The sequence below is a fragment of the Streptomyces sp. NPDC019443 genome (assembly GCF_044389785.1).
GTDB lineage: Bacteria > Actinomycetota > Actinomycetes > Streptomycetales > Streptomycetaceae > Streptomyces.
The window spans coordinates 1-15,779 of record NZ_JBIRYJ010000038.1; the positions used below are offsets into that span (position 1 = coordinate 1).

The following is a 15,779-nucleotide window of genomic DNA, read 5'->3' on the forward strand; positions in this document are numbered from 1 at the left end:
ATCGCGGAGGATGCGGGGCGGCGTGTTGGTGAGTTGCCGGTGCTGGGTGCGGGTGAGCGGCGGCGGGTGGTCGAGGAGTGGAATGAGGCCGTCGACCCGCTGCCGGGTGTGGGTGGGGTGCATGAGCTGATTGCCGCGCGGGCGCTGGGCGGCCCGGATGCGGTGGCTGTCGTGTCGGACGGTGAGGTGTTGACGTATGGCGGGTTGATGGCCCGTGCCAACCGGCTGGCGCATCACCTACGGGGGCTCGGCGTGGGTGCGGAGTCGATCGTGGGGCTGTGCCTGCCGCGTGGGGTCGACATGGTTGTGGCGATGGTGGCGGTGTGGCAGGCGGGTGGCGCGTATCTGCCGCTGGATCCGGAATATCCGGTCGAGCGGCTGGAGTTCATGCTCGCCGACAGTGGTGTCGAGGTGGTGGTAGGGCGTGGGCCGGTGGCCGAGGGGCTGTCGGTCGAGCGTGTGGTTGATCCGCAGGTCTCCGAGAACCTGCCGTCCACGGCGCCTGAAGTGTTGGTCCGGGGCGATCAGTTGGCGTATGTGATTTATACGTCGGGGTCGACGGGGCGGCCGAAGGGTGTGCAGGTCGCGCATCGCAGTGTGGTGGGCATGGTGACCGCCTTGGCTCCGGTGCTGGAAGCCGGTCCGGGTGGGCGGGTGCTGCAGTTCGCGTCGTTCAGCTTCGACGCGGCAGTGCTGGATGTCGCGGTGACGCTGGCCTCGGGTGGCGCGCTGGTGGTGGCGAGCAGCGCCGAGCGCACCGCTCCCGAGGTCCTGACCGGAATGATCGGGGCGCAAGGCGTCACGGCGGCCAGTGTGGTGCCCTCCCTGTTGGGCGTCCTGAACCCGGACGAGGTGTCCGGTATCCAGACGCTGCTGCTGGGCGCGGAACGTTTGACGCAGCCGGTGGCCCGGGCCTGGGCGGCGGACCGCCGACTGGTGAACACCTACGGCCCCACCGAGGCCACGGTCATGGTCACCACCGGGGCGGTCGACCCGGACGCGGCCGTGGCCCCGCCGATCGGCGCCCCGGTGGCGAATGCCCGCTTGTATGTCCTGGACGCGCGGTTGAATCCAGTTCCGGTCGGGGTGGCTGGGGAGGTGTTCATCGCGGGCCCGCAGGTAGCCCGCGGCTACCGCGCCCAGCCCGCCCTGACCGCGGAACGCTTCCTGCCGGACCCGTTCGCCGCCGACGGCACCCGCATGTACCGCTCGGGTGACCGGGCGCGCTGGCTGGCGGACGGACAGGTCGACTTCATCGGCCGCGCCGACGATCAGGTCAAGGTCCGCGGCTTCCGGATCGAACCCGGCGAGATCGAAGCCGTCCTGACCACCCACCCCCAAATCCGCACCGCCGTCGTGACGGCATTCGGCGACACCGAAGAACGCCGCCTGGCCGCCTACCTCGTCCCCGCCGACCAGGCCGACGGCCTCCCTTCCACCCCCGACCTCCGCTCCTTCGCGAGCGAACACCTCCCCACCTACATGGTCCCGGCGACCTTCACCCAACTCGCCGCCCTCCCCCTCACCCCCAACGGCAAACTCGACCGCACCGCACTCCCGCTCCCGGACGGCACGGCCCGCAGCGGCTCAGCAGGGGAGTACGTAGCTCCCCGTACCGAGGTCGAACGGATCCTGGCCGAGGTGTGGGCGCAGGTCCTCGGCGTGGAACGGGTCGGGATCGAGGAGAACTTCTTCGACCTCGGCGGCGACTCGATCACCAGCATCCGGGTCGCGGCGAAGTCCCGGGAGTTCGGGGTCCATGTCACCGTGGCGCAGCTGTTCGAGCACCAGACGGTGGCGGGACTGGCGTCGGTGGCGTCGGGTGAGAGCTCATTGGATGCCGAACAGGGCCTCGTCATCGGCGACTTCACGCCGACGCCTGTCCAGCAGAGTTTCCTGGCACGTGAGTTGCCGCAGCCCTCGCACTTCAACCAGTCGATGGTCCTGGAGGCGGGCCGCCGGGTCGACCCGGACCTGCTGCGTGCCGCGTTGGGCGTGCTGGTCGAGCACCACGACGTACTGCGCTCCCGCTTCGTGCAGGAAGAGGACGGCGCGTGGGCCGGACGAGTGGTGGCCTCGGAGCCGGTCGACCTGGTGTCGGTCATCGATGCCTCCGCCGTGGACGTCGAAGGGGAGTTCCTGGACGCGCGGGCCACGGAGGTGCAGGCCGGTCTCGGCCTCAGTGACGGACCGCTCCTTCGTGCGGCTCTCGTCGACCGGGGTGAGCGGGGCCAACTGGTCCTCCTCGTCATCCATCACCTGGTCGTGGACGCCGTCTCCTGGCCGATCCTGCTGGAGGATCTGGCGTCGGCGTACGAGCAGGCCGAGCGCGGCCCCGCGAGGGTGGAACTGCCGGCGAAGACGACGTCCTTCCCGCGCTGGGCGCAGCGGCTCGGCGAGCTGGCGGCCTCCCCGGAGGTGACAGCGGAAGCCACCTACTGGCACGAGGTCGAGACCGCCGCAGTACGCCTCCCGCGCGACCACGAGGGTCAGAACCGGAACGCCTCCGTACGCAATGCTCGGACGACCCTGGACGCGGAGCGGACCGAGCGCCTGCTGCGCGAGGTCCCCGGCGCGTTCCGGACGCAGATCAACGACGTACTCCTCAGCGTCCTGGGGGCGGTGTTCACCGAGTGGACCGGGACGCCGTCGGTCGTGGTCGATGTGGAGGGTCACGGTCGCGAGGATGTGGGCGCCGACATTGACGTGTCGCGGACGGTGGGCTGGTTCACGAGTGTGCATCCGGTCGCGTTGGGCGGCGCCGAGGACGGTGATCTCGGCGCGCTGCTGCGCCGTACGAAGGAGAACCTGCGGGCGGTCCCGCGCAAGGGCCTGGGATACGGCCTGCTCCGGCACCTCACCGACTGGACACCGAGTACGGCCTCCGCCGCCGAGGTCTCCTTCAACTACCTCGGCCAGTCCTCCCACCATCCGGCGGACACCGGCCCCGCGCCCGACCGCGCGCTGTTCAGGCCGTCCGGCCGCTCGCTCGGCGAATCCCAGTCGGCGGACGGCACGCGTGCGCACATCATCGAGGTGAACAGCCAGGTCGCCGACGGCAGCCTGGAGATGGAGTGGACGTACAGCTGCGAGGTGCACGACGAGGCGACCGTACGACGCCTCGCACAGCGCTACATCGATGTCCTCGCCGACCTGATCGAGTACTGCTGCCGTCCTGAGGTCGCCGGACACACCCCGTCGGACTTCCCCCTGGCCCGCCTCGACCAGGACGCCCTGGACCTGGTCACCGGCCGGGTCCCGACGGTGATCGAGGACATCCATCCGCTGACCGCCGTCCAGCAGGGCATGCTCTTCCACACCCAGCTGGCCACCGAGCCCGGCATGTACTGGGCCCAGAACGGCGTCCTCCTCGAAGGCCGACTGGATCTCGACGCCCTGAAGCGGGCGTGGGAGTTGGTGTTCGCGCGGCATGAGGTGCTGCGTAGTGCGGTGGTGTGGGACGGGGTGCCGGAGCCGCTGGCGGTGGTCTCCCGGTCCGTACCCCTGCCCCTCCAGGTACTGGACCTCTCACACCTCGACGAGGAGGCGCGACGGCGCGCCGTCACCGAGCATCTGGAGGCCGACTGGGCGCGGGGCGCGGACTTCTCCGCTCCGACGCTGGTACGGATCTCCCTGATCCGGCTGGCCGACGAACAGCACCAACTGGTATGGAGCTTCCACCACTTGCTGCTCGACGGGTGGAGTGTGCCCATCGTGCTGGGCGAGGTGCTGGAGGCGTACCAGGCACTCCGCGAGGGCAACCGGCCGCGGCTCGCCGCCCGTGCGCCCTTCCGGGACTTCGTCGCCTGGGCCACCGGACAGGACGCGGACGACGCGCGGGAGTACTGGCGCGAGCGGCTGGCCGGAATCACCGAGGCCACGACTCTCGGCGTGGAACACGCCACCGGGAACCAGGGGCGGGACGAGCGCCAGGTGCCGCTGCCGGCCTCGGTGGCCACGTCCGGCCTCGCCGAGTTCGCCCGCAGGCACCGGCTGACGCTGAACACCGTGGTGCAGGGCGCGTGGGCCCTGGTGCTCGGTCTGTACGCCGGCAGCGACGACATCCTGTTCGGCGTGACCTCATCGGGCCGCGGCGGTCAGATCGACGGCATGGACGAGATGGTCGGCCTGCTCATCAACACCACCCCCGTGCGGGTGAGCATCGACCGTGACCGGCCCGTCACCGACTGGCTGTCCGTACTGCAGGACGAGCAGGTGCGCGGCCGCAAGTACGAGCACACACCGCTGGTGACCATCGCCGAATGCGGTGAACTGCCGCCGGGACAGGCCCTGTTCAACACCGTCTTCGCCTTCGAGAACTACCCCGACCAGGCTTTGGTCGAGGGCGGGCAGGCCGGACAGTACGCGGGGGAGGACGACGGTCTGCGGGCCGGGACCAACTACGGACGCGACCAGTCCAACTACCCCCTCGGCGTGATCGCCTCCTCCGCGCAGGAGCTGGTCGTCCGCCTCTCCTACGACCGCGCCCACTACGACGACGCGGCTGTCGAGCGGCTCGCGGGTCACCTGGGCACGGTCCTGGAGGCCATCGCCGCGGACACCGGCCGGCGCGTCGGTGACCTGCCCGTACTGACGGCGGACGAACACGACCGGCTGCTGCGGGAGTGGAACGACACCGCCGTGCCGCTGCCCGCCGCGAGCGGTGTCCACGAGCTGATCGCCGACCACGCCGGCGTGACCGGTGACGCGGTGGCCGTCGTGGCGGGCGACCGGTCACTCACGTACGACGGGCTGCTGCGGCGCGCCGACCGGCTCGCGCAGGGCCTGCGCCGGGCGGGTGTGGGCCCCGAGTCCGTGGTGGCGCTGTGCCTGGAGCGCGGCGTGGACCTGGCGGTCGCGGTCCTGGCGGTGTGGCGGGCGGGGGCGGCGTACGTGCCGCTGGACCCGGAGTACCCGGCCGAGCGACTGGAGTTCATGCTCGGCGACAGCGGTGCGAAGGTGCTGATCGGCCACCGGAGCGCGGCCGCCGGCCTGGCGGCGCACACCACGCTGGAGACCGTGCTGTGGCTGGACGACCAGGCCACCTGGACGGATCTCGCGGCGCGCCCCGCCGCCCCTGCGCAGGTACGCGTCCTGCCCGACCAGCTCGCGTACGTGATCTACACGTCCGGCTCGACCGGTCGGCCCAAGGGCGTTCACCTGTCCCACCGCGGGCTGGTCAGCCTCGCCACCGCGCAGCAGACGGCGCTGAGCACGGGACCTGACGACGTCGTGCTCGGATTCGCGCCGCTCAGCTTCGACGCGTCGGTGTGGGAGCTGGTCATGGCGCTGGCGGTGGGTGCGACCCTGGTGGTCGCCGAGACGCCCGAGCGTTCCGACCCCGACCGGCTCGCGTCCCTGGTCGTCCGTGCCGGGGTCAGCGTGGCGACCGTACCGCCGTCCCTCCTGGACGCGCTGCGGCCGGGCGACCTGGACGGCATGGCCACCCTCGTCACGGCGGGCGAGCGGCTCGACACGACGCTCGCCGCCGCGTGGCGGGACCACCACCGGCTGCTGAACGCGTACGGGCCGACGGAGAGCACGGTGTGCGCGAGCATCGCCCCGATCGGGGCGGCTCGGACACACGACGACGTGCCCGGTGTTCCCCCCATCGGTGCCCCCGTCGCAGGCACCCGGGTGTTCGTCCTGGACGCGTTCATGAAGCCGGTGCCGGTGGGTGTGCCCGGTGAACTGCTCATCGGCGGGCCGCAGTTGGCCCGCGGCTACGGTCGCCGACCGGCGCTCAGCGCCGAGCGGTTCGTGGCCGACCCGTTCGCCGGGGACGGCTCCCGGCTGTACCGGACCGGGGACCGGGTGCGCTGGCTCGCGGACGGGCAGCTGGAGTTCCTGGGCCGCGCCGACGACCAGCTGAAGGTACATGGCTACCGCATCGAGCCCGCCGAGATCGAGACGGCGCTGGCCGCCCATCCGGGCGTCCGGACAGCGGTGGTGACGGCGTTCGGCGAGGGCAGGGACCGCCGTCTGGTGGCGTACCTGGTCCCGGCCGACCAGGCCGAGGGCACCCCCGCCACTGCCGACCTGCGGGCCTTCGCGGGCGAGCGGCTCCCGTCGTTCATGGTCCCGTCCGTGTTCGTCGAGCTGGCCGCGCTGCCGCTGACCCCGAACGGCAAGACCGACCGGACCGCCCTGCCCGAACCGGAAGGGATCCGGGCCGGTTCCGGCAATCGGTACGTCGCCCCCGGTACCGCGACCGAAGAACTCCTCGCCGGTATCTGGGAGCGGGTCCTCGGCGTGGACCGGGTCGGCGCCACGGACGGTTTCTTCGACCTCGGCGGTCACTCGCTGCTGGCCGGCCAGGTCGTCTCCAGGGTGCGGGAGATTCTCTCGGTCGAACTTCCGCTCTCCGCCCTGTTCGACCGGCCGACGGTACGTGGTCTGGCCTCGGTGATCGACAGTTCCGCCCGGGACGCCGCGCCCCCGGTGGCGGCCGTCGCCCGGGACGAGGCGCTGCCGTTGTCGTTCGCGCAGCAGCGGCTGTGGTTCTTGGACCAGTTGGAGCCGGGCTCGCCCGAATACAACATGTCGACCCGTGTGCACCTGACCGGCGACGTGGACCTCGCGGCCCTCGGCGCGGCGCTCGACGCGGTCGTCACCCGCCATGAGGTCCTGCGGACCCGGCTCGTGGTCGGCGCGGACGGTGTCGCGCACCAGGTGATCGACCTGCCGACGAGCGTTCCTCTGCCGGTCGTGGACGTCAGCGGGTGCGTCCGGCCCCAGAAGGAGGCCGACCGCCTGGTCGGCAAGGACGGGCTCACCCCGTTCGACCTGGCGCGCGGCCCTCTCGTCCGCGCCACCCTCGTCCGCCTGGCCCCGGACGAGCACGTACTCGCCCTGGCGATGCACCACGTCGTCTTCGACGAGTGGTCGGACCGCGTCCTCCGCCGCGAACTGTCGGCGCTGTACGAGGCGTTCCGCGCGGGTGAGGCGAATCCGCTGACCCCGCTCGCCGTGCAGTACGCCGACGTCGCCGCCTGGCAGCGCCGGTGGCTGTCCGGCGACGTCCTGGAGGGGCAACTGGGGTACTGGACCGAACAGTTGGCGCAGAACCTGGTGCTGGAGCTGCCGACCGACCGGCCGCGCCCCCTCGTACGGTCCACTGAAGGGGCGGTCACGAGGTTCACCGTCGCGCCCGAGACCGCCGAGGCCCTTCGCGTACTGTCCCGCGAGCACGGCAGCACCATGTTCATGACGCTGCTGGCCGGGTTCAACGTGCTGCTGGGCCGCTACGGCGACACCGACGACGTAGCCCTGGGCACACCTGTCGCGGGCCGGAGCCTCGCCGAGACCGAGGACCTGATCGGCTTCTTCGTCAACACCCTCGTCATGCGCACCGATCTGTCCGACAACCCGTCCTTCACCGAACTCCTGGGCCGGGTGCGGGAGACGGCGCTGGGCGCCTACGCCCACCAGGACCTGCCGTTCGACCGGCTCGTCGACGCCCTCGTGACGGAACGGGACCGGTCTCGCACCCCGCTGTTCGACGTCATGTTCAGCTATGTGCCCGAGGAGCCGGGCGAGGGAGGCCCCGCGAGCGGCGATACGGCCGCAGAGGTGGACACCGGCGACTCGGAGCCGATCCCCGTGAAGTTCGACCTCGTGCTGACCCTGGCGGACGAGGACGGCCTGCTGACCGGTGAACTCCAGTACAGCACCGCCCTGTTCGACGCCACGACCGCACGGCGGATGACCGGGCACCTGGTCACCCTGCTCGACGCCGTCGCCGCCGACCCGGACCGGCACATCGGCGAACTCCCGTTGCTGCCACGGGCAGAGCGCCATCAGCTCGTCCACGAGTGGAACGACACCGCCGCGGAACTGCCGCCCGCGGGCGGTCTGCACGAGCTGATCGCCGCCCAGGCGGCCGCGACCCCGGACGTGGTGGCCGTCGTGGCCGGCGAGCACTCCCTCACGTACAGCGCGTTGACGGCACGGGCGAGCCGGCTCGCCCACTACCTGCGCCAGGCGGGTGTGGGCCCCGAGTCCGTGGTGGCACTGTGCCTGGACCGCGGCGCGGACATGGCGGTCGCCACCCTGGCGGTGTGGCAGGCCGGCGCGGGCTATCTGCCCCTCGACCCCGCCTATCCGCTCGAACGGCTCCAGTTCATGGTGGCCGACTCGGGTGCGGCGGTCCTGCTGGGCCACGAGACGGTGGCCGCCGGCCTCGCGGCCGACGCAGGCCTGGAGACCGTGCTGTGGCTGGACGACCCGGCCGCCTGGACGGACCTCGCGGCGATGTCCGCCACACCTCCGCGGGTACGCGTCCTGCCCGACCAACTCGCGTACATCATCTACACCTCCGGCTCGACGGGGCGTCCCAAGGGCGTCCACGTGCCCCACCGGGGTGTGACGACTCTCGCCGAGGCGATGCGGCCGCTGCTGCACGCCGGGCCGGGCGACCGCGTGCTCGGATTCGCCTCGTTCAGCTTCGACGCCTCGGTGTGGGAGGTGGTGATGGCGCTGCCCACGGGCGCGACCCTGACCGTGGCCCAGGCCCAGGACCGCACCCCGCCCGAGCGGCTGACCTCCCTGATGCGGCGCCAGGCGGTGAGCCTGTCGTTCATGACACCTTCCGTGCTGGAGGTCCTGTCCGCTGACGAACTCCCGGACCTGGCAACGGTGTTGGTGGGAGGAGAGCGCGTGGAGGCCGGGCTCACCGAACGGTGGCGCGACCGCCTGCGGCTGCTCAATGTCTACGGCCCCACCGAGACCACCATCGCCACCACCGCAGGCGAGGTCGAGGCCGACGGCACACCGCCGATCGGCACTCCCTACGTCAACGAGCGGGTCTACGTACTCGATCAATGGCTCAACCCCGTACCCGTGGGCGTCGCGGGCGAACTGTTCATCGGCGGCGCAGGAGTCACCCGCGGCTACGGCGGCCGAGGGGCCCTCACCGCGGAGCGCTTCCTCGCCGACCCGTTCGCCGCCGACGGTTCACGCATGTACCGCTCGGGCGACCGGGCGCGCCGACTGGCCGACGGACGCCTGGAATTCATCGGCCGCGCCGACAACCAGGTGAAGGTCCGCGGGTTCCGTATCGAGCCCGGCGAGATCGAGACGGTACTCACCGATCACCCCGGCGTCCGGACAGCCGTCGTCACAGCGTACGGAAGCAGCACGGAGCGCAAGCTCGTCGCCTACCTGGTCCCCGCCGACATGGCCGAAGGCATGCCGCCCGTCGCCGAGTTGCGCGAGTTCGTGGGTGAGCACCTGCCCAAGTTCATGGTCCCGGCGGTCTTCACCGAGATGGCCGGGATGCCGATGACGCGAAGCGGAAAGATCGACCGCGGCGCCCTGCCCGCACCCGACGGAACGCGTGCCGTGGCCGCCGGCAGCTATGTGGCGCCCCGCACCGACGTGGAACGGATCCTCGCCGAGGCATGGGCCCAGGTCCTCGGTCTCGACCAGGTCGGCGTGGAGGACAACTTCTTCGACCTCGGCGGCGACTCCATCATCAGCATCCGCGTCGTGGCCCGGGCCCGCGAGTACGGCGTCCACGTCACAGCGGCACAGCTGTTCGACCATCAGACGGTGGCGGCCCTGGCATCCGTGGCATCGGGCGAGAGCACGGCGGACGCCGAACAGGGCTTGGTGGTCGGCGAGTTCCCGCTGACACCCATCCAGCACTGGTATCTGGAACGCGAGCTGCCGGCGCCGTGGCACTTCAACCAGTCCGTGGTCCTGGAAGCCGTCGGCCGGGTCGACACCGACGCGCTGCGAGCGGCGGCACATGCCGTGGTGGAGCAGCACGACGCGCTGCGCTCCCGCTTCCTCCAAGAAGAAGACGGTACGTGGGCCGGGCAGGTGGTGGCCGCCGAGCCGGCCGACCTGGTGTCGGTGATCGATGCCTCCGCCGCGGACGACGAAGAGGAGTTCCTGGAAACCCGCGCCACAGAGGTGCAGGCCGCGCTCGACCTGCACGAGGGCCCACTGCTGCGGCTGGCCCTCTTCGACCGGGGCGAGCGCGGCCAGTTGCTCCTCCTTGCCGTTCACCACTTGGTCGTGGACGCGGTCTCCTGGCCGATCCTGCTGGAAGACCTGACATCGGCGTACGAGCAGGCCGAGCGCGGTGTCGCGACAGTGGAACTGCCGGCCAAGACGACGTCCTTCCAGCGCTGGTCGCAGCGGCTCGGCGAACTGGCGGCCTCCCCGGAGGTGACGGCCGAAGTCGCCTACTGGCAGGAGATCGAGGCCTCGGCCAGGCCACTCCCGCGTGATCGGGACGGGCACAACAGCGTGGCCTCGGCCAGGGACGTCGTCACCGCGCTCGGCGCCGAGCAGACCGAGCGGCTGCTGCGCGAGGTGCCGAGCGCGTTCCGCACGCAGATCAACGACGTGCTCCTCACAGCACTCGGCATGGTCCTCGCCCCGTGGGCGCGTGTCCCGTCAGTCGTCGTGGACCTGGAGGGCCACGGCCGCGAGGACGTCGGCGCGGACGTCGACGTGTCCCGCACCGTCGGCTGGTTCACGAGCGTGTACCCGGTCGCCTTGACCGGCGCCCGGGACGGTGACCTCGGAGCGGCTCTCCGCCGCACGAAGGAGTACCTGCGGGCGGTCCCGAGGAAGGGCCTGGGACACGGCCTGCTCCGCCACCTCACGGACCGGCTCCCGCGTACGGGCACCGCGGCGGAGGTCAGCTTCAACTATCTGAGCCAGCACGACCGGCGCGCCGACACCCACGAGTCCACCCCCGGCGGCGAGACGGGACCGTTCCGCCCGGGCCGGGGATCGCTGGGCCGCGCGTGGTCGCAGGAGGGCGACCGCGCCCACCTCATCGACGTCAACTGCCGGGTGTCCGACGGTCGTCTGGAGATGGTGTGGACGTACGGCACCGAGGTGCACGACGAGGCGACGGTACAGCGGCTCGCACAGCGGTACTCCGATGTCCTGAACGACCTCATCGAGTACTGCTGCGAGCCCGACGTCCACGGACACACACCGTCGGACTTCCCGCTGGCCCGCGTCGACCAGCAGGCCCTCGACCGCGTCGGACGGCAGCTCCCCACGACGATCGAGGACATCTACCCGCTGACGGCACTGCAGCAGGGCATGCTGTTCCACACCCAGCTGTCCGCGGACCCCGGCATGTACTGGGTCCAGAACGGCATGGCGTTGGAAGGCGAACTGGACCTCGACGCCCTCAAGAGCGCCTGCGAGCTGGTGTTCGCACGTCACGAGGTGCTCCGCACCACGGTGGTGTGGGACGGCGTGCCCGAACCACTGGCCGTGGTCTCCCGGTCCGTACCCCTGCCGCTGGAGGACCTCGACCTCTCGCACTTGGCGGAGGAGGCGCAGCAGCAGGCCCTCGGAGACCACCTGTCGGCCGACTGGGCCCGCGGCGCCGACTTCTCCGCTCCCACCCTGGTGCGCCTCGCACTGATCCACATGGCCGACGGCCGGCACCAACTCATCTGGAGCTACCACCACTTGCTCCTCGACGGCTGGAGTCTGCCCATCGTCATGGGCGAGATGCTGGAGGCCTACCAGGCCTTCCGCCGGCGAAGTGTGCCGGACCTCGCATCCCGCGCGTCCTTCCGTGACTTCATCGCGTGGACCACCGCGCAGGACGGTGAGGAAGCACGGGAGTACTGGCGCGAACGGCTGTCCGGCATCACCGAGACCACGACTCTCGGCGTGGCCCACGCCACCGGCGACAGCGGCCGCGACGAACGTGTGGTCTCCTTGCCGTCGACCGCGGCCGCCGCAGGTCTGGCCGAGTTCGCCCGCAGGCACCGGCTGACGGTGAACACCGTGGTGCAGGGCGCGTGCGCGCTGGTGCTCGGTCTGTACGCCGACAGTGACGACGTGGTGTTCGGCGTGACCTCGTCGGGCCGCGGCAATCAGATCGACGGTATGGACGAGATGGTCGGCCTGCTGATCAACACCACGCCGGTACGGGTCCGCGTCGATCGGGACCGGCCGGTCGGCGACTGGCTCGCCGAGCTCCAGGACGAGCAGGTACGGGCCCGCAAGTACGAGCACACCTCGCTCGTGACCATCACGGAGTGCAGCGAACTGCCCCCTGGCCAGGCCCTGTTCGACACCCTCTTCGTATTCGAGAACTACCCCGACCAGACCCTGGCCGCAAGCCGGGAGACCTCCGCCGCCGACGGCCTCGAAGTCGGCCTCGACTACGGGCGCGAGCAGGTCAACTACCCCCTCCACATCACCGCCGGCTTCGGCCGCGAACTCAAGGTCAAGCTGTCGTACGACCGCGCGCGCCTCGACGCCGGGACCGTGGAACGGATGGCCGGACACCTGGCGACGGTGCTGGAGGCGATGGCCGAGGACGCCGGGCGGCGGGTGGGTGAGCTGCCGGTGCTGACCGCGGTCGAGCGGGACCAGTTGGTGGGGGGGTGGAATGACACCGCGGTTTCCCTGCCGTCGGCGGGTGGGGTGCACGAGCTGATCGCCGGGTGGGCGCAGTCGATGCCGGATGCGGTGGCCGTGGTGTCAGGCGATGTGTCCTTGACGTACGGCGGGCTGGCGGGCCGGGCCAACCGCCTTGCGCATCACCTCCGTGAGGTGGGTGTGGGGCCGGAGTCGGTGGTGGCGCTGTGCCTGCCGCGTGGGGTGGATATGGTCGTGGCTGCGCTTGCGGTGTGGCAGGCAGGCGGGGCGTATCTGCCGCTGGATCCGGAGTTCCCGGGGGAGCGGCTGGAGTTCATGCTGGCCGACAGCGGTGCGTCGGTGCTGGTGGGGCACCGGTCCGTCGCGGCCGGTCTGGTGGCGGATGCGGGTGTGGGCGCGGGCGCGGGTGCGGCTGCGGCTGCGGATGTGGCATCGGTGGTCTGGCTGGACGATCCGGCGACGGTGCAGACGCTCGCCGCGTATCCCGTGACCGGTCCTGAAGTGCCCGTGCGGGGGGATCAGTTGGCGTATGTGTTGTATACGTCGGGGTCGACGGGGCGGCCGAAGGGTGTGCAGGTCGCGCATGGCAACCTGGTCAATTTCCTGACTGGGATGGCTGAGCGTCCTGGGCTGGAGGCCGGGGATGTGGTGTTGGCGGTGACGACGCTGGGCTTTGACATTGCGGGGCTGGAGTTGTGGTTGCCGTTGGTGTCGGGTGCCCGGGTGGTGGTGGCCGGTGGTGAGGTGGTGGGTGTGCCGGCTGCGCTGGCGGGTGAGTTGGAGCGCGTTGGGGCGACGGTGATGCAGGCGACGCCGGCGACGTGGCAGATGCTGGTGTCCGATGGTTGGGGTGGTGTGCCGGGTCTGCGTGCGCTGTGTGGTGGTGAGGCGCTGCCTGCCTCTCTGGCAGGGGCGCTGGTGGAGCGGACCGCGTCGGTGTGGAACATGTACGGGCCGACGGAGACCACCATCTGGTCGGCGTGCGAACCCGTGGATGGCGGCACGCCTGGTATCGGCGGGCCGATCGCAAACACGCAGGTCTACGTACTGGACGAGCGACTTGCTCCGGTCCCGATCGGGGTGGCGGGCGAGCTGTTCATCGGGGGTATCGGTGTGACCCGCGGCTACCTCGGTCGTGGGGCGCTGACCGCCGAGCGGTTTGTGGCGGACCCGTTCGCGGCTGATGGCGGCCGGTTGTATCGGACGGGTGACCGGGTGCGGTGGCTGGCCGAGGGTCGCCTGGAGTTCCTGGGCCGGGCGGACGACCAGCTCAAGGTCCGCGGCTTCCGTATCGAGCCGGGCGAGATCGAGTTCGCTCTGACCATGCATCCGCAGGTCGGTTCGGCGGTGGTCACAGCGCACGGTGAGGGAGCCGACCGACGACTGGTGGCCTACCTGGTACCGAGCGTCGAGGGCGCGAGCACTCCGCCGCCGGGAGAGCTGCGTGAGCATGTGCGGCAGACGTTGCCGGAGTACATGGTCCCGTCCCTCTTCATGGAACTGGCGGCGCTTCCTCTGACGCCGAACGGAAAGATCAACCGGTTCGCCCTGCCCGAGCCGGAGGGACTGCGCCCCGAGGGTCGTTACGTCGCGCCGGTGACCACGACCGAGGAACTCCTCGCCGGTATCTGGGCGCAGGTCCTCGGTGCGGACCGGGTCGGCACCACGGACGGCTTCTTCGACCTCGGCGGCCATTCCCTCCTGGCCACCCAGGTGATCTCGCGCATCCGGGAGGCCTTCCGGGTCGAGATACCTCTCGCCGCCCTTTTCGACGCGCCGACCGTACGGGAGCTGGCAGCGGCGGTCGACGGCGCCGGACGAGGCAACGTCCTGCCGCCGATCGCGAGCGCGGACCGCACCCGGGAGCTGCCGCTGTCCTTCGCGCAGCAGCGACTGTGGTTCCTCGACCAACTGGAGCCCGGCTCGGTCGAGTACAACCTGCCGACGCCGATGCGATGGCGCCACGCGGTGGACGTCGACGCCTTGACCGCGGCTCTGGGCTCGGTCGTCGCCCGGCACGAGGTACTGCGGACCCGGCTGAAGGCGGGCGCCGACGGAACTGTGTACCAGGTGATCGATCCGCCGTCGGACTTCCCCCTGCCGGTGGTCGACGTGTCCGGAAGTGCCAACCCCGCCTGGATTACACGGGAGTTGGTCTCGGCGGACGCCGTCGCACCCTTCGACCTGGCGAACGGCCCGATGATCCGTGCCGCGCTGATCCGGCTGGCCCCGGACGAGCACGTACTGGCTCTGTCCACGCATCACGTGGTGTCCGACGAGTGGTCGGACCGCATCCTCCAGCGTGAACTCATCGCCCTGTACGAGGCGTTCCGCGCGGCTGAGCCGGATCCGTTGCCGCCGCTGTCGGTGCAGTACGCCGACTTCGCGGTGTGGCAGCGCGCGTGGCTGACCGGCGAGGTCCTTGAAACCCAACTGGACTACTGGCGGCAGGAGCTGGCCGGAGTACCGGTACTGGAACTCCCCACGGACCGGCCGCGCCCGCCCGTCCGCTCGACCGAGGGCGCGGTACACAGGTTCTCGGTCCCGGACGGGACTGCGGAGGCCCTGCGCGCCCTTTCCGGCCGCAGCGGAACGACGATGTCGATGACGTTGCTGGCGGCGTTCAGTGTGCTGCTGGGCCGCTACGCCGGCTCGGACGATGTGGTGGTGGGTACGCCCGTCGCCAACCGGAACCGTGCCGAGACGGAGGACCTGATCGGGTTCTTCGTCAACACGCTGGTGATGCGCACGGATCTGTCCGGTGACCCGTCGTTCTCCGAAGTGCTGGGGCGGGTGCGGGAGACCGCGCTGGGTGCGTACGGACACCAGGATGTGCCCTTCGAGCAGCTGGTGGACGACCTGGTCGTGGAGCGGGACCGCTCCCGTACCCCGCTCTTCCAGGTCCTGTACACCTACGCCGCAGCAGACCCTGACGACGTTCACCACGAGGAAACGGGAGCCGAACCCGACGCCGATCCGGGCCGGAACACCGGTCCTCTGCCGGTGAAGTACGACCTGATGCTGGCACTGGCGGAATCCGGCGGTGCTCTGACCGCGGAGATCCAGTTCAGCGCTGCGTTGTTCGAGGCCGGAACGGTGGAGCGGATGGCGGGGCATCTGGTGACGCTGCTGGAGGCTGTCGCTGTTGACGCGGGCCGGCGGGTGGGCGAGGTGCCGCTGGTGGCCGCTGCGGAGTTGGATCGGCTGACGCGGGTGTGGAATGACACGGCGGTGGTTTTGCCGGCGGCGGTGGGCGGGGTGCATGAGTGGATCGCTGGGCGGGCGGCCGTGTCGCCGGATGTGGTGGCTGTTGTCTGGGGTGATGTGTCGTTGACGTATGGCGGGTTGCTGGCGCGGGCGAACGGGCTGGCGCATCACCTCCGTGAGGTGGGTGTGGGGCCGGAGTC

General features: G+C 70.9%; 1 protein-coding gene. It reads left to right on the top strand.

The window, feature by feature from the left end; translation table 11 throughout:
- Positions 1 to 66: 66 nt before the first annotated feature.
- Positions 67 to 15,779, top strand: a 15,713-nt coding sequence (locus ACH492_RS39730; RefSeq protein ID WP_398994280.1) for a non-ribosomal peptide synthase/polyketide synthase, incomplete at its 3' end; no start/stop codon positions are given.